Below are 23342 nucleotides of genomic sequence, written 5' to 3' on the forward strand. Positions count from 1 at the left end.
GCTCCTTTTTCAGTGGATCCGGGTCGCGGATTCGAGGTTGTCGGTGACCGCCGACAGTGGCCGGCGCGGGGTCTGCACCTGGGTGCCTTCGGGCGGATGCTCGTGGTGCGGCTGCGGGCCCTTGCTCACCAGTTTCATCATGTAGCCGATGCCCACGGTGAACACCGAGCAGTAGATGACAACGAACAGCGCCAGCGAGGTGCTCATCTGCGCCACCGAGTGATGAGACGCCGCGTTATGGGTTCGCATCAGGCCGTACACCACCCACGGCTGACGCCCGACCTCGGTGGTGATCCAACCCGCCAGCAGCGCGATCAGGCCGCTCGGCCCCATCAGCAGCACCAGCCGCTGGAAGCCGCGATGGCGGTAGACCTTGCCATTGCGCCGCAACGCCAGCCCCAGCACGCCGACCAGAATCATCAACATGCCCAGCCCGGCCATCACGCGGAAGCTCCAGAAAATCACGGTCGAATTCGGCCGGTCTTCTTTCGGGAAGCTCTTGAGTGCCGGGATCTGCTTGTCGAGGCTGTGGGTGAGGATCAGGCTGCCGAGGTACGGAATCTCGATGGCGTATTTGGTTTTCTCCGCCTGCATGTCCGGGATGCCGAACAGCACCAGCGGGGTCGGCCCGTTGTCGGCGTTTTCCCAGTGGCCCTCGATGGCGGCGATTTTTGCCGGTTGGTGTTCCAGAGTGTTCAAGCCATGGGCGTCACCGACCACCGCTTGAATCGGCGCGACGATCAGCGCCATCCACAGCGCCATGGAGAACATCTTGCGCACCGGTTGGGTGTCGTTGCCACGCAGTAAATGCCAGGCCGCCGAAGCGCCGACAAAGAACGCCGTGGCGACGAATGCGGCAATCGCCATGTGCGCCAGACGGAACGGAAACGACGGGTTGAACACGATCGCCAGCCAGTCCAGCGGCATCACTCGACCGTCAACGATTTCGAAGCCTTGCGGAGTCTGCATCCAGCTATTGGAGGCAAGAATCCAGAAGGTCGAGATCAGCGTGCCGATGGCGACCATCACCGTGGCGAAGAAGTGCAACCCTCGGCCGACGCGGTTCCAGCCGAACAGCATCACCCCGAGGAACCCGGCCTCGAGGAAGAACGCGGTCAGCACTTCATAGGTCAGCAACGGCCCGGTGACGCTGCCGGCAAAGTCAGAGAATCCGCTCCAGTTGGTGCCGAACTGGTACGCCATGACCAGCCCCGAGACCACGCCCATGCCGAAGTTGACGGCGAAGATCTTCGACCAGAAGTGGTAGAGATCGCGGTAAGTGTCGTTACGGGTTTTCAGCCACAGGCCTTCGAGCACCGCCAGGAAACTCGCGAGACCAATGGTGATCGCCGGGAAAATGATGTGGAACGAAACCGTGAACGCGAATTGAATTCGCGCCAGGTCCAGTGCCTCCAGGTTGAACATGATGATGTCCTCATCCAGGCTGAAAAGCGGCAGCACACGGCCGGGCCACCGCCAGGCGCGAACGCCTGCAGCCAGTCAAAATGCAAAAGGGTTGGATCGCGTGAGTCGGCTACGCCACCGACGACGGGATCAGGTTGCTCGCCTCGGCCGCTTCGAGGCGGATCGCCACGAACTTGGAGGTCGGTGTGTAGGTGCGGTCACCGTAGCTTTCCAGCGGCACCAGCGGATTGGTTTCCGGGTAGTACGCGGCAGCCTGCCCGGCCGGAATGTCGTAGGCGATCAGGGTGAAACCGCTGACCCGACGCTCACGCTCGTCATCCCACAGCGCTACCAGATCAACCTTCTGTCCCGGTTCAAAACCGAGCCGGCGGATGTCCTGCTCGTTGGCGAACACCACGTCGCGCATCCCGTATACACCGCGATAACGGTCGTCGAGGCCGTACAGCGTGGTGTTGTACTGATCGTGAGAACGCATGGTTTGCAGGATCAGATGCGGTTTGACCGGCAGGTTGCGCACGCCTTCGCTGATCAGATGTTCCGGCAGCACACACGGGGTGAACTGGGCCTTGCCGGATTCGGTTTTCCAGATCCGGTCGGAAGCGTTGTTGCCGAGGTGGAAACCACCCGGGATCAGCAGCTTCTCGTTGAAATTCTCGAAGCCCGGAATCACGTCGGCGATCAGGTTGCGGATGCGCCCATAGTCGCCCACCGCCCATTCCCAGTCGATCGGGTGCTTGCCCAAAGTGGCGGCGGCGATCCCGGCAATGATCGCCGGCTCGGATTTCAGATGGGCCGACTTCGGCTTCAGTTGGCCGAACGACAAGTGCACCATGCTGAAGGTGTCTTCCACCGTCACGCCTTGCGGGCCTTCGGCCTGGACGTCGATGTCGGTACGGCCGAGGCACGGCAGAATCAACGCATCACGCCCGGTCACCAGATGGCTGCGGTTGAGTTTGGTCGAGATATGCACGCTCAGGTCGAGTTTGCGCATCGCGGCGTGGGTGCGCGGGGTGTCCGGCGTAGCTTGAGCGAAGTTGCCGCCGAGCCCGATAAACACCTTGGCTTCGCCACGTTCCATGGCACCAATCGCCATGACCGTGTTGTGGCCGTGCATCCGCGGCACTTTGAAGTTGAAGCGTTTTTCCAGGGCGTCCATCAGCTCGGTCGGGGCCAGTTCGTTGATGCCCATGGTGCGGTCGCCCTGCACGTTACTGTGGCCGCGCACCGGCGACAGCCCGGCACCCGGACGGCCGACATTGCCGCGCAGCAGTTGCAGGTTGATGACTTCCTGCAGGGTCGGCACCGAGTGCACGTGTTGGGTCAGGCCCATGGCCCAGCACATGATCACGCTCTTGGCCCGGGCATACATGCGCGCGGCCAGTTCGATGTCATGCAGCGGCACGCCGGACTGCTCGACGATATGCTCCCAGCTCGTGGCATCGACTTCGGCCAGGTAGCTGTCGAGGCCCGACGTGTGCTCGGCAATAAAGGCGTGATCGAACACCGGTTCGCCGCCGATGGCCTGGGCTTCGCGCTCCCACTCCAGCAGGAATTTGGCCATGCCGCGAATCATCGCCATGTCGCCGCCCAAGGCTGGGCGGAAGTACGCGGTGTTGGTCGCTTCCCAGCCGTTGCTGAGCATCTCGATCGGGTTTTGCGGGTTCTGGAAACGCTCCAGCCCACGCTCCTTCAGCGGGTTGATACACACCACCTGCGCGCCACGCTTCACCGCTTCGCGCAGCGGTTCGAGCATGCGCGGGTGGTTGGTGCCGGGGTTCTGGCCGATCACGAAAATCGCGTCGGCGTGGTGCAGGTCTTCATAGACCACCGTGCCTTTGCCGACGCCCAGGCTCTCGCCCATGCTCACCGCGCTGGCTTCGTGGCACATGTTCGAGCAGTCCGGGAAGTTGTTGGTGCCATAGGCGCGGACGAACAACTGATAGAGAAACGCCGCTTCGTTGCTGGCACGACCCGAGGTGTAGAACTCGGCCTCGTGAGGCGATTTCAGGCCTTTGAGGTGCTTGGCGATCAGCGCGAAGGCATCGTCCCAGGTAGTTTCCACATAGCGGTCGACCCGCGCGTCGTAGCGCATCGGATGGGTGATCCGGCCCTGGTATTCGAGCCAGTAATCGCTTTGTTCGGCCAGGGTCGAGACCGTGTACTTGTTGAAGAACGCCGGATCGACCAGGCGGCCGGTGGCTTCCCAGTTCACCGCCTTGGCGCCGTTTTCGCAGAACTTCAGCATGCTCGCGCCGGGTGCTTCACCCCAGGCGCAACCGGGGCAGTCGAAGCCGCCGTTCTGGTTGGTCTTGAGCATGGCGCGGATGTTTTTCAGGGCGTTTTCACTGCCCAACCAGTTCTTGGTGAGGCTGATGACAGCGCCCCAACCCGCAGCGGCGCCCTTGTAGGGTTTGTAACGGTCGACTTGTGACATGGGACTTCTCCATGACGATGCACACAGGCAAAAACCTGATCGGGTTTAAACAGCGACGACTGACTTTCAAGTTAAAAGAGCGGTCGTTTCGTTTGACGGGGCCAAGGATAGGAACCGCTGCAAAAACTTGTCTAATCGCTATTAATGACTGCGTTATCGAAAGCATCTATCACGGCGTTAAACCCTTTAAATACGGGCACTTGCAAAACTAACAAGCGATAAACCCGGAATAATTATTTCATCATCGACAGCATCAATCGGCCGGTCATTAAGAGTGATTGGACGCTGTCTCAAGTTGCTCATAACCTGCGCCGACCCAATCCCTTCAATAGCGGATTTCACCCAAGCGAGGCTGTCATGTCAGAGCGCGTCTTGATCGATGGTTACAACCGCCGCGTCGACTACCTGCGCATGTCGGTCACCGACCGCTGCGACTTTCGCTGCGTGTATTGCATGGCCGAAGACATGCAGTTCCTGCCGCGCCAACGGGTGCTGACGCTGGAGGAGATCTATCAACTGGCGCAGGGCTTCGTTGCGCTGGGCACCCGCAAGATCCGCCTGACCGGTGGCGAGCCGCTGATTCGCCCCGGCGTCGTCGGCTTGTGCAAGCAGATCGCCGCCCTGCCCGGCCTGCGCGAACTGTGCCTGACCACCAACGGCTCGCAGCTCGACAAACTCGCCAGTCCGCTGTTCGACGCCGGGGTCAAACGCCTCAACGTCAGCCTCGACAGCCTCGATGCCACGCGCTTCAAGCAGATGACCCGCACCGGTGACCTGGCCCAGGTGATCGACGGCATCGACGCCGCCCGCGCCGCCGGATTTACCCGCACTAAACTCAACTGCGTGGTGATGCAGGGCCGCAACGATCACGAGATCAACGATCTGGTGCAGTTCGCCATCGAACGGGATCTGGACATTTCCTTCATCGAGGAAATGCCGCTGGGGATCATCAGCGAACACAGCCGCGCCGAGTCGTTCTTTTCCAGCACCCAGGTGCGCGAAAAGATCGCCGAGCGCTACACCCTGATCGACTCCGCTGAGTCGACTCAGGGCCCGTCGCGCTACTGGCGGCTGGCGGAAGCGCCGCACATCCGGCTGGGGTTCATCTCCCCCCACAGCCACAACTTCTGCGGCACCTGCAACCGGGTGCGTCTGACCGTCGAGGGGCGTTTGCTACTGTGTCTGGGGAACGAGCATTCGGTGGACTTGAAGGCGGTACTGCGCGCCCATCCAGGCCAACCGGAACGGCTGGAGAAAGCCATCATTGAAGCGATGAAACTCAAGCCTTACCGGCACAACTTTGAAGTGAACGACGACGTGCAAGTGGTGCGTTTCATGAACATGACCGGCGGTTGATCCGCCACGTTTTCAAGGCAGAGAGCCGCATGATCATCCGACCCAAGGTCAATCAATTCGCCATTCTCTTCACCCTCAAGGGCTCGATTGCCAAGCGCATCGCCCTGCGCGCCCTGATGGTCACGCTGCTGGCGTCGGCCATCGTGCTGGTGGAAATGCTCCACCCGAGCAACTTCACCAAGGTCAATGCCACGCCGTTCACCCTGCTCGGCCTGTCGCTCTCGATCTTCATGAATTTTCGCAACAACGCCTGCTACGACCGCTGGTACGAAGCGCGCAAGGCCTGGGGCGAAGTGATCGTTCATGTGCGCTCGGTAATCCGCGAAACTCACGTGATCCGCGAATCGGCCCAGCGTCGCCTGTTGCTGCTCAACCTCGCTGGTTTCGCCCATGCACTGAATGCGCGGTTGCGCCGGGAAGACGAAGCCGCCGCCAGCGCCCAATGGATCACCCCGCAGCACGATGCGCAGGTGCCGGATTACAGCGGGCGCATCCTGCAGACGGTGGGTCAGCAATGCTCCGATCTGCACGAATCAGGCGATCTCAGCGAATGGCGCTACATGCTGCTGGCCAATCACCTGACCAGCCTGACCCAGGCGCAGGCCGTGTGTGAGCGGATCAAGAACACGCCGCTGCCCTTCCCCTACACTTTGCTGCTGCACCGCACGATTTACCTGTTCTGCATCCTGCTGCCGTTCGCCATGGCAGAACCGCTGGGCTGGCTGACGCCGCTGTTCACGGCGATTGTCAGCTACACCTTCTTCGGGCTGGATGCGATTGCCGATGAGCTGGAGGACCCGTTCGGCCGGGATGAAAACGATTTGCCGACCGATGCGCTGGTGCGGGGTATCGAGCGGGATATTCTCTCGGAGCTGGGGACTGAGCCGTTGCCGCCGGCGCTGAAACCGGTGGACTACGTGCTCAGTTAATCGACTGCCTCCCCTTCCGGGGAGGGAGACTCATCAATCCAGATGCGCCCAGGTCATGCGAAACGACGCGCCGCCCCACGGCGAATCGCCGACCTCGACCTGCCCGCCATGGGATTGCGACACCCGCCGCACCAGCGCCAGACCGAGGCCGAAGCCGCCCGTGCGGCGGTCGCGGCTGGCGTCCAGGCGCGAGAACGGTTCGAAGATTTTCTCCCGGCCTGCCAGCGGCACACCCGGCCCGTCGTCGTTGACCTGAACTTCGTACTGATCGCCGATGCGCACCAGCGACACTTCGACCCGCTGCTCGGCATAACGAATGGCATTGCGCAGCAGATTGATCACCGCACGCGCCATGAACCGCGGTTCGATCCGCACTTCATCGACCCGGCAATCTACGATCAACAGCTGCACCCCGGCGGCCTCGGCTTCCAGCGCCACGCTGCCGACCACGCTGTCGAGCCAGTTGGCAGCCTGAATGTTTTCGCGGGTGATCACCGTCGCGCCGCGTTCGAGGCTGGCGTAGGTCAGCAGCTCGGAGACCATTTCTTCCAGCTCGCCGAGGTCGGCGTACATGTCGGCGATCAGTTCGCGGTTCTGGCTGGCGTCCGGTTGTTGCTTGAGCTGGTCGAGTTCGAACGACAACCGGGCAATCGGCGTGCGCAGTTCGTGGGAGACCGCGTTGGTCAGTTCGCGCTGATTGGCGATCAGGCCTTCGATGCGCGCCGCCATCAGGTTGAAGTGACCGGCGAGGTCGCGGATGTTGGAACGTTTGGACAGCTGGATCCGCACCGAGAGGTCGTTGTCGCCGAAGCGCTCGGCGGCCAGGCGCAGTTTTTCCAGATCGCGCCAGTGCGGGCGAACCCAGAAGTACAAAACGATGCCGAGCAGCACCGCCAACATCATATAGGCCCCGGCAATGTAGAACGGCATCAGGCTCGGCTCGGGCGGCAGCTTGATGCTGAGCAACTGCGAACCACCGTCGATATTGCTGATGAACTGGGTGTAGTCATCGCGGATCACCAACACATCCTGGGCCAGTTCGGCTTTTTCCTGATCGTTGAGTTTCAACTGGTCAGCCTCGACCAGGCTCAGCGTGAGCCCGTAGTGCGGCCGCAAGGCTTCCAGTTGCGCCTCGCGCGCCGCGCCCTGCTGGTCGCGCATGTGTTCGACCAGCGACCACGCTTGGCCGCGAACCGCCTCACGGTTGTAGGCCTGCATCTGGTTGTCGAGCAAAGCGTTGAAGGTGTGCTCGACGGTTTGCAGCGCCGCCACCAGCCCGACGGTCATCACCAGAAACAGCCCGAGAAATAACCGCAGCATCTACAACTCCCACGCGAACGGATTGAACAGATAACCCTTGCCCCACACGGTCTTGATGCAGACCGGCTCGCGAGGGTTGTCCTTGAGTTTGTTGCGCAACTTGCTGATGTACACGTCGACGCTGCGATTGAGGCCATCGAAGGCGATGCCGCGCATGCGGTTGAGAATGTCATCGCGCGACAGGATCTTGCCGGCGGCGCTGGCCAGCAGCCACAGCAGCTCGAATTCCATGGTGGTCAGTTCGATCAGCTCACCCGCCAGACGCACTTCGCGGCAACTGCGGTCGATGATCAGATTGCCGAACTCCAGCGAACTCACTACGCCGCTTTCCGGTACTTGCCGGCGTTGCAAGGCACGCAGGCGCGCGAGCAAAACAGGTGGCTTGATCGGTTTGATCACGTAGTCGTCGGCCCCGGACTCGAGGCCCAGAATATGGTCGAGGTCATCTTCCTTGGCCGTCAGAATAACAATCGGTGTGTCCGACACGCTGCGGATTTCCCGGCACACGTGCAGGCCGCTCTGCCCCGGCAGCATCAGGTCGAGCACCACCACTTTGGGCTTGAATTCGAGAAACGCGGCCACGGCCAGATCGCCGCGATGCACCGTGCGAACCTCGTAGCCGTGTTGTTCGAGAAAGTGAGCGATCAGCGTGGCCAGCCGCTCATCGTCTTCCACCAGCAGGACTCTGCCAAAACCCAGGTTATCCATAACAACCGCCGCCAACCGCTTTGTGAAGTGGGCAACATTATGCGGGCATTCAATGGCGAGACGTTTATCGCAGGCAGCAAAAACCGGCCACTTGGGCCGGTTTTCGTTGATGTTTCATACTCTTAAGAGTTTTTAACAATTCATGCCACAACGGGTACACCGCTGTGGAAACGGAATTCCTCGTCCGGCGACTCGATCAGGTCCTGCTCGGCGGCGCGGACTCTCTCGATCACCTGAGCGATGTCCTTGGCGTCGCCGTACTGGTAAGCCAGTTTCAGGTAGCCCTGGAAATGCCGGGCCTCGCTTTTCAGCAGGCCGAAGTAGAACTTGCCGAGTTCTTCGTCCAGATGCGGCACCAGCGCTTCGAATCGCTCGCAACTGCGCGCTTCGATAAAGGCGCCGACCACCAGGGTGTCGACCAGTTTCACCGGTTCGTGGCTGCGCACCACTTTGCGCAGGCTCGAGGCATAACGGCCGGCGTGCAGCTGGCGCAGTTCGATCTTGCGTCGCTTCATGATGCGCATCACCTGCTCGTGGTGCACCAGTTCTTCCCGGGCCAGACGCGACATCATGTTGATCAGATCGACGTGGGAATGGTACTTGGCGATCAGGCTCAACGCGGTGCTGGCGGCCTTGAACTCGCAGTTCTTGTGGTCAATCAGCAGGGTTTCCTGATCGGCCAGCGCGGCTTCAACCCAGGCGTCAGGCGTGCGGCAACCAAGGAATTCGTGGATTTCGGGAAGGATCATGGGGCTCACGGTCAAAAGGTGTTCGAGCGAAGGGCGCCGATTATACCGGCCTGCCCGCAGACCACCAGCGGCCTGCGTTGATATGCATCAAGTCGCAGACGGATGCGCAGCAACTATAGTTGTGCAACGCCGTGCCTTTTCATTGCTGGAGACTCACTCATGCAAGCCATTCGCAGCATTCTGGTGGTCATTGAACCTGAACACGCGGAAAGCCTGGCGCTCAAGCGCGCCAAGCTGATCGCCGGGGTGACCCAGGCCCATCTGCACCTGCTGGTCTGCGACAAGAAGCACGATCACGCCGGCATGCTCAGCGTGCTCAAGGCCGCGCTTTTGGCGGACGGCTACAGCGTCACCACCGAACAGGCGTGGAACGAGAGCCTGCACGAAACCATCATCGACGTGCAGCAGGCCGAAGGCTGCGGACTGGTGATCAAGCAGCACTTCCCCGACAGCTCGTTGAAGAAGGCCCTGCTGACCCCGGCGGACTGGAAACTGCTGCGCCACTGCCCTACTCCCGTGCTGCTGGTGAAAACCGCCGGTTCGTGGAAGGACAAAGTGATTCTGGCAGCGGTCGACGTGGGCAATGCCGATGGCGAACACCGTCATCTGCACACCACGATCATCGACCATGGGTTCGACATTGCCAGCCTGGCCAAGGGGCATCTGCACGTGATTACCGCTCATCCGTCACCGATGCTGTCGGCGGCCGACCCGACGTTCCAGCTCAAGGAAACCATCGAGGCGCGCTATCGCGAACAATGCCGGGCGTTTCAGGCTGAATTCGACATCGATGACGCTCACCTGCACGTCGAGGAAGGCCCGGCGGATGTGTTGATTCCGTTCATGGCGCACAAGCTGCAGGCGGCGGTGACGGTGATTGGCACCGTGGCGCGCAGCGGTGTGTCGGGGGCGTTGATCGGCAATACGGCCGAACAGGTGCTGGATCAATTGGAGAGTGATGTGCTGGTGCTCAAACCCCAAGAGGTTGAAGACCATTTGGTGGAGTTGGCGGTGAAGCATTAAGTATTAGGGCGCCTGTAAGGCCGTTATCGCTGGCAAGCCAGCTCCCACAGGGACTTAGGTGTGCACTCCAGGGAGAGCTTTACACCATTATTGTGGGAGCTGGCTTGCCAGCGATAGCAATAGGTCAGTCGCCGAGGGCGTCCTTGAGGAAACCGGGTGCGATGTAGCGCTGATAGTGCGCTTCCGACAGCAGGAAAAATTCCCGATCAATGGCATCGCGCAGTTCCGGCAGGTTCCAGTCGCGAAACTCCGGCAGCAATACCATTCCGTAGGCTTCCAGATTAATGATCACCCGCGCGCCCCGGGCGATCAGTTGATAAGCCCAGCAATATTCCGACTGATGCGGCACGAAGCGGATCTTGCGCTGTTCCAGTTGCAGACGCAGGCGCGCCGGGTCGAAGACCTCGACCTTGCTCGCCATCACTTGTGACAGCAATTGCTCAAGACGCAGCCACACCGCACGCTTTTCTTCCTCGTTGTAACCGTTCCAATGGATCACTTCGTGGTGGAAACGCTTGCAGCCACGGCACACCAGATCACCGTAAACGGTGGAGCAGAGGCCGACGCAGGGGGTCTTGATGGTCTGATTGGGCATAAATGGGCAGAACACTTGAAACGCGGAACAGGTCGGCATGTTAGCCCTTTGTCCGCCATTCATCACCCCTCAAACGTCAGGGGCAAGCGCTGGATCAAGGTTTGCCCGAGCCGCGCACAACGCAACCAAAGTCCAATAGAGCGCGACTTACCTTTAAATTTTTTTTGCCGTAGAATCAGCCAGCCTTTTTAGGCGCCAATGTCCGTTAGAAGCTGTTTTCAAAGCGTCACGAGCACAGTCGTTCCTTCAGAGCGGTGTTGGCGTAGGGTTTTTCCAGCGGGGAAAAGCCCAACGCCAACCCTCATCAGCTCCCCGTTCTGCAGGCGTAAAACTTTGAAAGCAGCTTCTGTAAGGAATGCCCGGTAATTCTGGCTAAGCGGCCCACAACGCCACGCAGCGCATGAGTACGAGCATTTCGGGATGAGCGTCCCGGACACCCATTTGGGACCACTGATGAGGGTAATAACTGTGCTTGAAGCCTACCGCAAACATATCGAAGAGCGTGCAGCCCTGGGTATCGTTCCCCAGCCGCTTAACGCCGAACAAACTGCAGGCCTGGTCGAGCTGCTGAAGAATCCTCCGGCTGGCGAAGAAGCTTTCCTCGTTGACCTGATCACCAATCGCGTACCACCAGGAGTGGACGAAGCCGCCTACGTCAAGGCCGGTTTCCTCTCCGCACTGGCCAAGGGCGAAGTCTCCTCCCCTCTGCTGGACAAGAAACGCGCTGTAGAACTGCTCGGCACCATGCAGGGCGGCTACAACATCGTGACCCTGGTTGAACTGCTGGACGACGCCGAGCTGGCACCAGTGGCCGCCGAAGAACTCAAGCACACCCTGCTGATGTTCGATGCCTTCCACGACGTGGCTGAAAAAGCCAAGAACGGCAACGTTCACGCCAAGGCCGTGCTGCAATCCTGGGCTGACGGCGAGTGGTTCAAGAAGCGCCCTGTGCTGGCCGACAAGATCAGCCTGCGCGTCTTCAAGGTGACCGGCGAAACCAACACCGACGACCTGTCCCCTGCTCCAGACGCCTGGTCGCGTCCCGACATCCCGCTGCACGCCCTGGCCATGCTGAAAATGGCCCGTGACGGCATCGTTCCGGACGAGCAAGGCAAGACCGGCCCGATGAAGCAGATCGAAGAAATGCGCGGCCAGGGCTTCCCTATCGCCTACGTCGGTGACGTGGTCGGTACCGGTTCCTCGCGTAAATCGGCGACCAACTCGGTGCTGTGGTTCTTCGGCGACGACATCCCTTACGTGCCGAACAAGCGCGCTGGCGGTTTCTGCTTCGGCAGCAAAATCGCTCCGATCTTCTACAACACCATGGAAGATGCCGGCGCACTGCCAATCGAGTTCGACGTATCGAACATGAACATGGGCGACGTGATCGACCTGTACCCGCACGCAGGCAAAGTCTGCAAGCACGGTACCGACGAAGTCATCACCACCTTCGAAATGAAGACCCCGGTCCTGCTGGACGAAGTCCGCGCCGGCGGCCGTATCCCGCTGATCATCGGCCGTGGCCTGACCGAGAAGGCTCGCGCCGAACTGGGTCTGCCAGCGTTCGACCTGTTCAAGAAGCCGGAAGCACCGGCTGAAAGCACCAAGGGCTTCACCCTGGCGCAGAAAATGGTCGGCAAGGCTTGCGGTCTGGCAGAAGGCAAAGGCGTTCGTCCTGGCACCTACTGCGAACCGAAGATGACCACCGTAGGTTCTCAGGACACCACCGGTCCAATGACCCGTGACGAACTGAAAGACCTGGCGTGCCTGGGCTTCTCCGCTGATCTGGTGATGCAGTCCTTCTGCCACACCGCGGCTTATCCGAAGCCGATCGACGTAACCACCCACCACACCCTGCCTGACTTCATCATGACCCGCGGCGGTGTTTCCCTGCGTCCGGGCGACGGCATCATCCACTCGTGGCTGAACCGCATGCTGCTGCCGGACACCGTCGGTACCGGTGGTGACTCGCACACCCGTTTCCCGATGGGCATCTCGTTCCCGGCCGGTTCCGGTCTGGTCGCGTTCGCCGCTGCCACCGGCGTCATGCCGCTGGACATGCCGGAATCGATCCTGGTGCGCTTCAAAGGCAAAATGAAACCTGGCATCACCCTGCGTGACTTGGTTCATGCCATTCCTTACTTCGCCATCCAGAACGGTCTGCTGACCGTCGAGAAGAAAGGCAAGAAAAACGCCTTCTCCGGCCGCATCCTGGAAATCGAAGGCCTGGAAGGTCTGACCCTGGAACAGGCGTTCGAACTGTCCGACGCCTCGGCCGAACGTTCGGCTGCCGGTTGCACCATCAAGCTGTCGAAAGAGTCGATCACCGAGTACCTGCAGTCCAACATCACCCTGCTGCGCTGGATGATCGGCGAAGGCTACGGCGATGCGCGTACCCTGGAGCGTCGTGCCCAAGCGATGGAAGCCTGGATCGCCAACCCGCAACTGATGGAAGCCGATGCCGACGCCGAGTACGCCGAAGTCATCGAAATCGATCTGGCCGACATCAGCGAACCGGTACTGTGCGCGCCGAACGACCCGGACGACGCCCGTCTCCTGTCCAGCGTTGCTGGCGAGAAGATCGACGAAGTGTTCATCGGTTCGTGCATGACCAACATCGGTCACTTCCGCGCTGCCGGTAAGCTGCTGGATCAGGTCAAGGGTCAGCTGCCAACCCGTCTGTGGCTGTCGCCGCCGACCAAGATGGACGCTCACCAACTGACCGAAGAAGGCTACTACGGCATCTACGGCAAGGCCGGCGCCCGCATGGAAATGCCAGGCTGCTCGCTGTGCATGGGTAACCAGGCACGCGTTGAGCCGAACAGCACCGTGGTGTCGACTTCGACCCGTAACTTCCCGAACCGTCTGGGCGACGGCGCGAACGTCTACCTCGCTTCGGCTGAGCTGGCGTCCGTTGCTTCGATCCTGGGTCGCCTGCCGACCGTCGAGGAGTACATGGAGTACGCTGGCAAGATCGACAGCATGGCGGCCGACGTTTACCGCTACCTGTCCTTCGATCAGATTGCCGAGTTCCGTGAAGCTGCTGCGAACGCCAAGATCCCTGTCGTTCAAGCCTAACGCTGCAACGCAATGAAAAACGCCGCCCATCGCGAGATGAGCGGCGTTTTTTTTATGCCTACCGAGTAAGGCCTATCCCCGCGTTGATCGTTCCCACGCTCCGCGTGGTAATGCAGCCAAGGACGCTCTGCGTCCCGAACCGTGACGCAGAGCGTCACAAGAGGCATTCCCACGCAGACGGTTCGACGCCTCGACGTGGGAACGATCAACCACAAACCATACAGGCACAAAAAAGGCCGACCTGCGAGGCAGGTCGACCTTTCTGTTTCACAAGATCAAACGGGATCCTGTGTTGAACCTCAAGCAGTCAGCGAGTAGATCAACGCCGAAATCGCCACCAGCCCCACTGCGGTGACAAACACGTTCGACATCTGCCCACGATAACGGGCCATCGCCGGCACTTTGCGGATCGCGTACATCGGCATCAGGAACAGGATCGCCGCGATGACCGGGCCACCGATGGTTTCGATCATGCCGAGGATGCTCGGGTTCAGGGTCGCCACGATCCAGCACACTACCAGCATGAACGCCGCCACAATGCGATCCAGCGACTTGGCGCCCGGACGCTTGCCGCTTTTGACGATCAAGCCTTTCAGGCCTTCGCTGGCACCGATGTAGTGACCGAGGAACGACTTGGAGATCGCCACGAACGCAATCAGCGGCGCCGCGAACGCGATGGTCGGGTTGCTGAAGTGGTTGGCCAGGTACGACAGGATCGACAGGTTCTGCGCCTTGGCTTCCGCCAGTTGCTCCGGCGACAGGGTCAGTACGCAGCTGAACACGAAGAACAGCACCATTACCACCATCAGCAGATGGGCGCGGGACAGGATCTGCGAGCTGCGCTCGTCAGCGTGAACGCCATAACGACGCTTCTGATCCACCGCAAATGCCGAGATGATCGGCGAGTGGTTGAACGAGAACACCATCACCGGAATCGCCAGCCACAGCGTGTGCAGCAGCGCCGACGGTGCCGGCACTTGCGAAGCGGTGGTCAGGATGCCGCCGTTCCAGTGCGGAATCAGGTACACCGCCAGGAACAGCAGCGCGACGATGAACGGATACACCATCAGGCTCATGGCCTTGACGATCACTTGCTCGCCGCAGCGCACCACGGCCAGCAGGCCGAGGATCAGCACGAACGACAGCAGCGCGCGCGGTGGCGGCGTGATGTGCAGTTGGTGTTCGAGGAAACTGGCGACCGTGTTGGTCAGGCCGACGCTGTAGATCAGCAGGATCGGGAAGATCGCGAAGAAGTACAGCAGAGTGATCAGCGCGCCGGCCTTGATGCCGAAATGCTGTTCCACCACGTCCGTGATGTCGGCGCCTTCGCGACCGGAAAGCACGAAGCGGGTCAGGCCGCGGTGTGCGTAGAACGTCATCGGGAAGGCCAGCAGCGCGAGGATCACCAGCGGCCAGAAGCCACCCAGACCTGCGTTGATCGGCAAAAACAGGGTACCGGCGCCGATGGCCGTCCCAAACAGTCCCAACATCCAGGTAGTGTCATGGCGATTCCAGCTCGACAGTTCGGCTGGTGCTACCGCCTCAAAGCGTTGTTCGACGCTATTGGCCTGATCATTCATCCGGTCGGATCTCCGCATTCCGGTCACTTGCCACTCGGTCAGGACGCGTCGGAAAAAACCGACAGACATGCTCCGGCCGAAACAGGGGCGCGATTCTCCGCGATAAATGAGCAGAAGCAAAGACTTAGCTGAGGAATGGTTGTACGGAGCAGATCGGAGGCTTGTCGCTTTTGGGAAAAAGCCTGTCGGCGCCAGATACGCGACATGTCGTTTTATGACATGCACCGGCGCCGAATGAGCCATGGGAAAGCCCGATCAGATCGATCGGGCCAATATGAAGCCGAGGAACATGCAAAAGATGCCCAGACCCATCAACCCCCAGATCGGGCGCATTTCTTTCCTGTCTTTGATACGTATTTTTTCGGCCCACTCATCGTGTTCCCGTTCCAGTTGTTCCATTCTGGCTTTGGCGTCATAGGTGCTCATGTTGATTTCCTTTTGAGTCATGTGTCTGAAGATTGCGAAAACGAACGCTCAAAACTTGAAAAAGACGCCTGCCAATGCCGCGCTTGCCGTCAACACGCCGGCCACCACCGCAACTGGATAAAAATACGTCTCCCACTTCAGCTTCTTCTGTTCCGCCATAAGCTTCTGCCGCTCAGCTATCAGTTTTCGCGTTTCGTTATGCAGCCTGTCGAGTTCCAGGTTTTCGCGGTTGTTCTGAAGCATTGGCCTTCCTTGGCTGATGGCAATTTCCGTCCGGATTACTGCTTCGTCATGAAGAACGCATCCCGTCCTGCTCTCTATAATTCCGCGCTTCTCACCCCGCCGTATAGCGGATGAATCCGGCAGCACTCGTAGGCAACATCCGTAAATCCCGCAGGACGGTGCGTCCATTTCCTAACGTTTTTAAACAACCTCACCGTCTGGCATTTTTCGGCTATACCCAATGGCGAATTGACTGACATCCCCGTCCAGTCCCCTCGCCTGTGGAGCCATCCCATGCCCCTCGTCCGCGTCGACATCAAGAAAAACCCGGACCCGACGTTCGCCAAACGCATTGGCGAAGTGATCTACGCCGCCCTGCGCAGCGAGATCAATGTGCCGGAACACGACAATTTCCAGGTGCTGGCCGAGCACGACGACCAGCACTTCGTCTATGACCCGCAATACCTGGGGATCCAGCGCAGCGACGGCATCGTGTTCATCCAGCTGACCATCAGCGAAGGCCGCACCGTAGAAATGAAACAACGGCTGTTCCAGACCATCGCGCGCAACCTGAACCAGCAACTGGCCGTGCGTCAGGAAGACGTGTTCATCAATCTGGTGGAAGTGAAAAAAGAGAACTGGTCATTCGGCAACGGCATCGCCCAGTACGTGACCTGATCCTGTGACCACCAGCGCAGACATCACCTTCTGACGAAGCACCCGCGCGCTCCCCGCATCAGCTCCTACACTGCCTGATGCGGGGCCGTGCCAGCCATTGCCAAACCGCTCTGGAATCAGCACTCTGAACCGACTTTTGCGCCCGAATACCGACGATCACAGGAGCCGAGCAATGCCCGCCACCGTTCTGGTACTGGTTGAAACCATCAATGACTATTTGCCGATCCTCGAACGTCAGGGTTTTCACCTGATTCTCGCGCCGACCCCTGCCGAGCGCGCGCAAGCCATCGCCACCCATGGGGCAAGGATCGACGCAGTGCTGACCCGTGGCCCGCTGGGTTTATATGCTGAAGAAATCGCGGCCTTGCCCGCGCTGAAAATCATCTGCGTGATCGGCGCCGGTTACGAGCAGGTCGACCTGCAGGCCGCCAGCGACCGTGGTCTGACCGTGACCAATGGCGCCGGTGTCAACGCTTCGTCGGTGGCCGACCACGCCATGGCGATGCTGCTGGCGCTGGTGCGGGACATTCCGCGCTGCGATGCCGCGGTGCGTCGGGGCGAGTGGCCGAAAATCATGCGCCCGTCGCTGGCCGGTAAGCGCCTGGGGATTCTCGGTCTGGGCGCAGTGGGGATGGCGATTGCCAAACGCGCAGGCCTGGGCTTCGACATGGAGATCAGCTACCACAACCGTCAGGTGCGCAGTGACGTGCCTTACGCGTTCTGCTCGACCCCGACCGAACTGGCCCGGGCCTCGGACTTTCTGGTGGTCGCCACGCCCGGCGGCATCGGCAGCCAGCATCTGGTAACCCGCCCGGTGCTCGATGCCCTGGGGCCCAACGGTTTTATCGTCAACATTGCCCGCGCCAGTGTTATCGCCACCGCCGACCTGATCAGCGCGCTGGAACAGCGGCGAATCGCCGGCGCAGCGCTGGATGTTTTCGATCACGAACCGCAAGTACCCGATGCGCTGAAGGGCCTGAGCAACGTGCTTCTTACCCCTCACGTCGCCGGGTTGTCACCGGAAGCCACCCAAGGCACCGTGGAGCTGGTGGGCAAAAATCTGGTGGCGTTCTTCTCCGGACAACCGGTGCTGACGCCGCTCCAGTTGCCGCCGAAACTCAACAACCAGCGCGTGCACTAAAGCACGCCGAGCAAGGTCCACAGACGCCGGGATTCGGCGTCTGCCGAAATCAGCTCGCCGAGCAACTCACTCAACGGCTTGTTGCCCCACTCCACCCCGCGCCGGATCAGATACGGCACCGGGCTGTGGGGTTCGGTGCGGGCCAGGTACTCGGCGATCAGCAGCAATTGCCGATAAGCCTCTTCTCGACTGGCCGGTTCGCGCGGCACTGGCGCGGCTTCGGGCGTGGCCGCGACAGACGCTTCAACCGGTGAGACTGCGACCGGCGCAGGCGGCGGTGCCGACAGTGGTTGTTGTGGGTGCATGGCGATGAACTCCTGAACCAGTATCAACAACGCTTGAAGGGTGTCCTGCAACGGCCCGAGCCCCGGCCCCTGATCTCCCAGATACGCATCGCACCAGTCATCGAGACGCTGCAGGTGTTGCAGGCTCAGCAGCAGATTGCCTTGATGGCGCAGCCAGAACGCCATGGGCGTGGCACGCACCTGCTCGATGAGTTTCTTGTGCTCGCTGCGCGCCGTTTCGGCCGACGCCTTGGCGCCTTTGGAGTCGTTGGCCTGCACCTGCCGCACCTGAATCCGCCGCCAGGTTTCGAGGGTGTAGCCCTCAAAATCGCTGTTGTTGGCGCCAAATAAAGGCACCCGGGTCAGCAACACTTCGCTGTAGCGACGCACTAGCCATTCCAGCGGAATCGCTCTCCACGACTGGTCACCGTCGTCGGCCTGCGGATGCAGATGTTCGGGATAGCGCTCACACAGACCGGCAATCAGCGCCAGACTGCCCGGCAGTCCATCGAGTGCCTGCAAATGCAGCCAGGCCTCGCCCAGCCAGGCACTGAGCATCAGGTCCTTGCTGCGCTCGAGCAATAACGTGGTGGTCAGCCGCTCGACTTCCGGCCAGTTGGCGCGTTTCAGGGTCGACTGCCAGACACCCGTGGGCAAACTCGCGTCGTCCTCGCGGCGCAGATCGCGCAACTGGTCGTACTCGCGCTCATAGCGCAGATCCGCACCACAGGGCGCGTCGTCGCTGATGGGCGCGAGCAACTGATCGATCAGGTCCGGCAACGGGGTCGATGGCAGGCTCACAAATCCTCCTTCTGGACTTCAAGGGCGGCGGTGGTGCCGGTCACCTGGAACGGTGAACGCGGCGCGCGGGTCGGCAATGGTGGAATCGACAACGGCAGTTTCGAGCCCTGGCTCATCAGCGACACGCGCACGAACATCCGGGTGAATTCGCTGGTGACGCTGTCGTTCTGCGCGGTAACCGGCAGACGCAGGCTCAGCGGAAAGTCGGTGTAATCCATGCTCGGCTGGCGCTGCACCGAGAAATGCGCGCGCATCAGGCGCAGCAGCGACCATGGCCCGCCGTACTCCCAACCGGCCTCCAGATCGCGCACCACCAGGTTCGGTTGCAGCGGGTCATTGACCGGACGCTCCTTGCCGTTGCGCGCCCAGCGCAAGGTCAGGCGGATCGGCTGACCAGGCATCCAGCGCAGGTTCGGCTGATCGGCAGCGGGATAGCTGATCTGCTGATTGCCGGCCAGCAAGCCCCAGGCAATCACTTGATCGGCGCCCTTCTCCTCTTCGCGGTCGGTGCGCCAGCGCACGTCCAGCTCGACGCCGAGAATCCCGCTCTTGTCGCGCACGAAAAGTGGCGTCAGCCAGACGCTGGCCTGCTTCACCCGGTTGAGAAAATCTTCTGCCGCCAGCCGCTCCGGGGTCTGGCTCAGGACCAGTCCGGCCTGGGCCACCGGCAAGCGCTTGTCGATGATTTCCAGAAAGTGCTGGACCCGCGCCGGGTCGGCATCCTGCGCCTGCACGCCGTTGGCAAACGGAAAGCGGTCGGCCAGGTATTGATTGAAGTAGGTGGCCAGCTCGTTCCACGCGGCGGCCGCCTGTTGCTGTTGCAGAAACTGGCAGCGTTGCAGGGCCGACTGTTGCAACTCCACCGCCCGCATCGCCAGGGTGCCGCGCCCGCCGGTCAGATTGGCGGTCTGCAACACCTGCACGCAGGAACCGGTGTCCATTTCAATGAAGTCGCGGCTGACCAGTTGCTCGATCTGCGCCGGTGAACTGGCGGGGTTGGAATCCTTGTACTTGAGCAATTCGTCATTGAGCGCGCTGAACTGGGTCACGCGCTCGTAATCCAGCGCCGACAGATTGCCCTGCTGGGTCTTCAGCCACTCCAGCGCCGGAGCGCGACGCTCGGTGATGCCGAGCATGGTGTTGAATTGCTGCTTGAGGCTCAGTTTCAGATCCTGCACGTCGCTGGCGCCGTAGAGTTGCAGGCCGAGGTTTTTCGAGCCGTCCCACTGACTGATTTCCGTGCGGCCACCGAACAGCGGCTGCGCGGTGATTTCATCCAGCCCGCCAACGATCTGCGCCATCGCCCGGCGGTTCAGCGCCCCTTGCAGACGTGCCGCCAGATCACTGCGATGGACTTCGATAAAGGCTTTTTGCAGGTTCATCGCCTGCACGGCCTGCACGTTGAACACCGCGTAGGGATGAGTCTGGTCATCGTGATCCTTGAGACTCAACCACATCGCTTGCGCGGCGGCGGTTTCGGCGGCTTGCAGCAATGCTTCGCGATAGGCCGGCGGAATGCGCGGCAACTCTTCGGCGACGTAGCTCTTGTAGCTGGCGAAATAATTCAGCGACTCGTTGAGGTCATCGCCGTCCACGGTCTGACCCTGCCTGTTGACGCTGTCCTGACTGGCGCGCAGGGCAATCGAGACGAAGTCACGCTTGAACAGCGCCTGCACCGCGTTGTTGAGCTTGACCACCTGATCCTGCAACGCCAGTTGCCCGCTGCCCTGCTGCACCAGCAGATTGCCCCGCGACCCCACCTGGGCGATCCATTGATCGCGAAAACTCTGCTGCAACTTGCCGGCCTGCGCATCGAGATGCTGTTCGACCGCCGGGCCGAGCAATGAACTCTTGCGTACCTTGTCGAGAAACTCGCGATAACCTGGCACCAGCTCCTGGCCCTTGCCGCGACTCCAGGTCGAGTTGGTCAGGGCGATCGCCGCTTGCAGGTCGTCGATCAGCGCGCGCAGGTCTTCCAGTTCGGTGAGGCTGTTGCCACTCCCGGCTTCAAGCTGTTCCAGATGCAATTTCAGGTAACCGGCCTTGCTGACGAAGTTGTCGGCCAGAAAATACTGATCGAGCCAGCGCTCCATCAGCCCGGTGAAATTACTCACGATCAACGGCCGTTCAACGCTCAGATCCAGCGACTGCAAGTCGCCGCCATCATTGGCCGCGAGCAGCCGGTTGTAGTAGGCGGCATGGGGCAAGGTGCCGGCGTTGAGGTTGAGTGACAGCGCGCTGTTGCTCAGCTGCGCCAAATCCTCCAGCGGTGTCCGCTGATTGTTCTGCACTTGGGCGAACAACTGGTTCTGTTGTTCCAGACGCAAGGCCCGCTCGACCAGATCCGTGGCCTTCTGATAATTCTGCCACTGCGCCGGGTCTTCGCTTTCGACGCTGGTGCGCCGGTCGGTGGCGCGGATCGCCTTGATTTTCGCCAGCTCCGCGACCAGCAGATCGTGCAGCGGTTGCAGCATGTGGCGCTGGGTCGATCTGAACACTTCCTGTTCGAGTCGCCCGTCCAGCGAGGAAAACCACGACGTCGGAAAGGCCAGCGAAACGTAGTGCCAGTGCGGTGCCCGCTCCAGCACCCGCCAGAAGTTCTGCACGTTGCGCCGGGTCGGCTCGACCCGATGCTCGTCGTCGGTGACCGCCACGTAATTCTTCTGCGCGCCTTGCAGCAGCCGCGCCAGTTCATGGGCGTCCTTGACCGACGCCTGCCAGACCCAGAGCATCGCCACCGCCCAGACCACACCGACCACCAGCGCCACCCCGGCGGTGACTCGCTGCCAGCGCTGGCGCAAGCGCATCAGGCGCGGCACGCCTTGGGCCAGTCCGCGTTCGCCGACGATTCGCTGGCGCCACAACTGACGCACAAACGCACTTTGCTGCAGGCCGCTGTCATCGGCAGAAAAACCGTCCAGCGCATCGTCGGCCGGCTGATTGGCCGTCAGGTAAACGCCACGAAAACACGGTGCTTCGCCCTGAGCGTTGCCTTGAAACACTGGCTCCAGCACGTTCTGCAAACCACGGCGCAGGGTTTCCAGACGTTCCGGCAAGGCGTACAGATCGGCACTCAGATGCCCGGACAAAGTGCCGATTTCGATCACCGCTTCCGCCACCGCACGGTGCAGCCGATCCAGCGCCTGATCACTCCATTGCCCCTGCCACACCGCATCGCGGGCATAGGGCGACGACCAGCCCAAGGTGCGATCGCGGGCCTCGTCCGGCAAGGCGCTGATCAGCTCCTGAAATCCCGGCAGCTCTTCCAGCCCGGTGATGACCACGTACACCGGCAGGCTCAGACCAAAGCGCTGCAACAGATCGATGAAACGCCGACGCGCCGCCAGACCGAGCTGCGTGGCTTGCTCCAGATTGCTCAGCCGACTGACCGGTACCGTCCAGATCACCCCGTCCAGCGGCCGCTTGCTGCGCAGGCGCAGGATCAACCCGAGCAGGCGCCACCAGCCGCCGCGTTGCAGGTGCATGCCGTCTTCCGGCAGAAACAGCGCCTGCGGCACCACCAGCACCGCGCCTTCGGAGTCCGACCACCAACGGCCGAACCACGCCGGTTTGTCGGTGGGTTGCAAACGCCACTGACTGGCGAGTTGCGCACCCTGGGTTTCATCGCCGAGCATCAGCAGCCACGGCATCTGATAACGGTCGTGGGCGCCCTGCTCCTGTTCCATGTGCCGCACGGCGGCGTAGAAACTGCGGATCGCCGCGCCGCTCTGGGTGCGCAGCCACCACACCGCCACCGCGATGATCACCAGCAGCAGGAGGATGGCGACCGCCCAGGCCACGATCGTCAGGGTACTCATGAGTCTTGCTCCGGCGCCGTCAGCGTGTCGGGCGCCTGCAACACCGGCTCCAGTTCCTGACGGATGTCGCGCCACAGAAACTGCCCGAGCCCGGTCAGCAGCAGAATCATCGCCAGAATGCCCAGCGCCAGACGAAAGCCATCGGGCAACGCCGTGCGCACCGGCAACTGCAAGGGTGTCGCCAGCGAAGGCTGAACCAGTCGCTGACTGACACCCGCGTAATCGGCCTCGTCCTGCCAGGCAAACGTGAACAGGGCCCGCCGCCATTTTTCCCGTTGCACCTGACCCTGCTCACCGCGCAGGCGTCCGTGGAAACCGAGGATCAGGCACTGCAAATACACGTTGGCCAGATCGCGAGTGGTGGGCTGCTGTTCATCGAGCAAGGTCTGGATCGCCGCCGGCACTTGCTCGCCGGCCTGACGGCTGGAATACAGTCGCGACTCCAAAGGTTTTTCCTGCCAGGCACTCTGGCCCGGCCACGGGCTGAACAACAGGGTCTCATCGACCAGCGCGACAAAGGCATACACCAACGCCTTGACCTGTGCGGTCGCCGAATCGCCCACTCGGGCAAACGCGGTACGCCACAGCCGTTGCGAAGCCTGGGTCGAGAGTTCGACCACGGTTTCGACCAGCGCCGCTTCGTCCTCGCTGTCCTTGGGCAACTGGCTCCAGTCCTGCGACCACTGCTGCCACGTCTGGCGGAACGCACTGCTCAGCGGAGCGTCCTGCAACCCGAGGCTTGCGGCACTTCCTTGCGACATACGACGTTCCTTGT

General features: G+C 61.2%; 18 protein-coding genes. 6 read left to right on the forward strand and 12 right to left on the reverse strand.

Annotation, left to right across the window (positions count from 1 at the left end; all coding sequences use genetic code 11):
- Positions 1-9 precede the first annotated feature (9 nt).
- Together ABFB52_RS17755 and ABFB52_RS17760 are read right to left on the reverse strand one after the other, a co-directional pair.
- On the reverse strand, positions 10-1425 hold the full coding sequence (locus ABFB52_RS17755; protein WP_129973166.1) for a cytochrome ubiquinol oxidase subunit I: 1416 nt from the start codon (positions 1423-1425) through the stop codon (positions 10-12).
- A gap of 109 nt (positions 1426-1534) precedes the next feature.
- On the reverse strand, positions 1535-3859 hold the full coding sequence (locus ABFB52_RS17760) for an FdhF/YdeP family oxidoreductase (protein WP_102687027.1): 2325 nt from the start codon (positions 3857-3859) through the stop codon (positions 1535-1537).
- Between the two features lie 357 nt (positions 3860-4216).
- On the opposite strand from ABFB52_RS17760, the gene moaA reads away from it, so the two are divergent.
- Together moaA and ABFB52_RS17770 are read left to right on the forward strand one after the other, a co-directional pair.
- Positions 4217-5215, forward strand: a complete 999-nt coding sequence (gene moaA / locus ABFB52_RS17765) for a GTP 3',8-cyclase MoaA (RefSeq protein WP_129973165.1) — start codon at positions 4217-4219, stop codon at positions 5213-5215.
- A 29-nt stretch (positions 5216-5244) separates the two neighbouring features.
- A complete protein-coding gene (locus ABFB52_RS17770) occupies positions 5245-6144 on the forward strand; it encodes a bestrophin family protein (RefSeq protein ID WP_129973164.1) in 900 nt (299 codons plus the stop codon).
- 33 nt (positions 6145-6177) lie between these two features.
- Here the strand turns inward: ABFB52_RS17770 and ABFB52_RS17775 are convergent, their stop codons facing one another.
- The 3 genes from ABFB52_RS17775 to miaE all read right to left on the reverse strand — a co-directional run bounded on the left by ABFB52_RS17775 (position 6178) and on the right by miaE (position 8921).
- Positions 6178-7464, reverse strand: a complete 1287-nt coding sequence (locus ABFB52_RS17775) for an ATP-binding protein (protein ID WP_129973163.1) — start codon at positions 7462-7464, stop codon at positions 6178-6180.
- Positions 7465-8172, reverse strand: a complete 708-nt coding sequence (locus ABFB52_RS17780; protein ID WP_085746108.1) for a response regulator — start codon at positions 8170-8172, stop codon at positions 7465-7467.
- A gap of 140 nt (positions 8173-8312) precedes the next feature.
- Positions 8313-8921 (reverse strand): tRNA isopentenyl-2-thiomethyl-A-37 hydroxylase MiaE, encoded by a 609-nt coding sequence (miaE, locus tag ABFB52_RS17785; protein WP_129973162.1) that lies wholly within the window; start codon positions 8919-8921, stop codon positions 8313-8315.
- A 159-nt stretch (positions 8922-9080) separates the two neighbouring features.
- On the opposite strand from miaE, the gene ABFB52_RS17790 reads away from it, so the two are divergent.
- Entirely contained in the window at positions 9081-9944 is an 864-nt protein-coding gene (locus ABFB52_RS17790) for a universal stress protein (RefSeq protein WP_007958823.1), read from the forward strand.
- Between the two features lie 124 nt (positions 9945-10068).
- Here the strand turns inward: ABFB52_RS17790 and ABFB52_RS17795 are convergent, their stop codons facing one another.
- A complete protein-coding gene (locus tag ABFB52_RS17795; protein ID WP_039767141.1) occupies positions 10069-10539 on the reverse strand; it encodes a DUF1289 domain-containing protein in 471 nt (156 codons plus the stop codon).
- Between the two features lie 468 nt (positions 10540-11007).
- On the opposite strand from ABFB52_RS17795, the gene acnB reads away from it, so the two are divergent.
- The gene (acnB, locus tag ABFB52_RS17800) at positions 11008-13617 is read left to right on the forward strand and encodes a bifunctional aconitate hydratase 2/2-methylisocitrate dehydratase (protein WP_041475328.1); all 2610 of its coding nucleotides are present in this window, start codon (positions 11008-11010) and stop codon (positions 13615-13617) included.
- Positions 13618-13916: 299 nt separating this feature from the next.
- On the opposite strand, the gene ABFB52_RS17805 is transcribed toward acnB, so the two are convergent.
- From ABFB52_RS17805 to ABFB52_RS17815, 3 genes are all read right to left on the reverse strand, one after another.
- On the reverse strand, positions 13917-15197 hold the full coding sequence (locus ABFB52_RS17805) for an HAAAP family serine/threonine permease (protein ID WP_129973160.1): 1281 nt from the start codon (positions 15195-15197) through the stop codon (positions 13917-13919).
- A 255-nt stretch (positions 15198-15452) separates the two neighbouring features.
- Positions 15453-15623 carry a hypothetical protein gene (locus ABFB52_RS17810; RefSeq protein WP_007958834.1) on the reverse strand — a complete coding sequence of 57 codons (171 nt, stop codon included), beginning with the start codon at positions 15621-15623 and terminating at the stop codon, positions 15453-15455.
- 48 nt (positions 15624-15671) lie between these two features.
- Positions 15672-15866: a hypothetical protein gene (locus ABFB52_RS17815; protein ID WP_007958836.1), complete on the reverse strand. Its 195-nt coding sequence runs from the start codon at positions 15864-15866 to the stop codon at positions 15672-15674.
- A gap of 273 nt (positions 15867-16139) precedes the next feature.
- On the opposite strand from ABFB52_RS17815, the gene ABFB52_RS17820 reads away from it, so the two are divergent.
- Together ABFB52_RS17820 and ABFB52_RS17825 are read left to right on the forward strand one after the other, a co-directional pair.
- A complete protein-coding gene (locus tag ABFB52_RS17820; protein WP_007958838.1) occupies positions 16140-16523 on the forward strand; it encodes a tautomerase family protein in 384 nt (127 codons plus the stop codon).
- Positions 16524-16695: 172 nt separating this feature from the next.
- The gene (locus ABFB52_RS17825) at positions 16696-17664 is read left to right on the forward strand and encodes a 2-hydroxyacid dehydrogenase (protein WP_007958849.1); all 969 of its coding nucleotides are present in this window, start codon (positions 16696-16698) and stop codon (positions 17662-17664) included.
- On the opposite strand, the gene tssA is transcribed toward ABFB52_RS17825, so the two are convergent.
- Genes tssA through ABFB52_RS17840 form a run of 3 tightly spaced genes read right to left on the reverse strand, consistent with a single transcriptional unit; the run spans position 17661 to position 23328 of the window.
- Positions 17661-18749 carry a type VI secretion system protein TssA gene (gene tssA / locus ABFB52_RS17830; protein ID WP_129973159.1) on the reverse strand — a complete coding sequence of 363 codons (1089 nt, stop codon included), beginning with the start codon at positions 18747-18749 and terminating at the stop codon, positions 17661-17663. The two genes, ABFB52_RS17825 and tssA, sit on opposite strands and share 4 nt — an antisense overlap.
- Positions 18746-22567 carry a type VI secretion protein IcmF/TssM N-terminal domain-containing protein gene (locus ABFB52_RS17835; RefSeq protein WP_129973158.1) on the reverse strand — a complete coding sequence of 1274 codons (3822 nt, stop codon included), beginning with the start codon at positions 22565-22567 and terminating at the stop codon, positions 18746-18748. Before ABFB52_RS17835 ends, tssA begins: the two co-directional genes overlap by 4 nt.
- Positions 22564-23328: a DotU/TssL family secretion system protein gene (locus tag ABFB52_RS17840; protein WP_129973157.1), complete on the reverse strand. Its 765-nt coding sequence runs from the start codon at positions 23326-23328 to the stop codon at positions 22564-22566. Before ABFB52_RS17840 ends, ABFB52_RS17835 begins: the two co-directional genes overlap by 4 nt.
- Positions 23329-23342: the final 14 nt, after the last annotated feature.

Source organism: Pseudomonas sp. 9.2(2024) (assembly GCF_039695385.1).
Taxonomy (GTDB): domain Bacteria; phylum Pseudomonadota; class Gammaproteobacteria; order Pseudomonadales; family Pseudomonadaceae; genus Aquipseudomonas; species Aquipseudomonas paraglycinae.

Coding starts and splice junctions, on each gene's coding strand:
- miaE (WP_129973162.1), bottom strand. CDS start 8,921: ATGATCCTTCCCGAAATCCACGAATTCCTTGGTTGCCGCACGCCTGAC.
- ABFB52_RS17820 (WP_007958838.1), top strand. CDS start 16,140: ATGCCCCTCGTCCGCGTCGACATCAAGAAAAACCCGGACCCGACGTTC.
- ABFB52_RS17795 (WP_039767141.1), bottom strand. CDS start 10,539: ATGCCCAATCAGACCATCAAGACCCCCTGCGTCGGCCTCTGCTCCACC.
- moaA (WP_129973165.1), top strand. CDS start 4,217: ATGTCAGAGCGCGTCTTGATCGATGGTTACAACCGCCGCGTCGACTAC.
- ABFB52_RS17760 (WP_102687027.1), bottom strand. CDS start 3,859: ATGTCACAAGTCGACCGTTACAAACCCTACAAGGGCGCCGCTGCGGGT.
- ABFB52_RS17825 (WP_007958849.1), top strand. CDS start 16,696: ATGCCCGCCACCGTTCTGGTACTGGTTGAAACCATCAATGACTATTTG.
- ABFB52_RS17770 (WP_129973164.1), top strand. CDS start 5,245: ATGATCATCCGACCCAAGGTCAATCAATTCGCCATTCTCTTCACCCTC.
- ABFB52_RS17835 (WP_129973158.1), bottom strand. CDS start 22,567: ATGAGTACCCTGACGATCGTGGCCTGGGCGGTCGCCATCCTCCTGCTG.
- ABFB52_RS17755 (WP_129973166.1), bottom strand. CDS start 1,425: ATGTTCAACCTGGAGGCACTGGACCTGGCGCGAATTCAATTCGCGTTC.
- ABFB52_RS17780 (WP_085746108.1), bottom strand. CDS start 8,172: ATGGATAACCTGGGTTTTGGCAGAGTCCTGCTGGTGGAAGACGATGAG.
- ABFB52_RS17810 (WP_007958834.1), bottom strand. CDS start 15,623: ATGAGCACCTATGACGCCAAAGCCAGAATGGAACAACTGGAACGGGAA.
- ABFB52_RS17805 (WP_129973160.1), bottom strand. CDS start 15,197: ATGAATGATCAGGCCAATAGCGTCGAACAACGCTTTGAGGCGGTAGCA.
- ABFB52_RS17840 (WP_129973157.1), bottom strand. CDS start 23,328: ATGTCGCAAGGAAGTGCCGCAAGCCTCGGGTTGCAGGACGCTCCGCTG.
- ABFB52_RS17815 (WP_007958836.1), bottom strand. CDS start 15,866: ATGCTTCAGAACAACCGCGAAAACCTGGAACTCGACAGGCTGCATAAC.
- ABFB52_RS17790 (WP_007958823.1), top strand. CDS start 9,081: ATGCAAGCCATTCGCAGCATTCTGGTGGTCATTGAACCTGAACACGCG.
- ABFB52_RS17775 (WP_129973163.1), bottom strand. CDS start 7,464: ATGCTGCGGTTATTTCTCGGGCTGTTTCTGGTGATGACCGTCGGGCTG.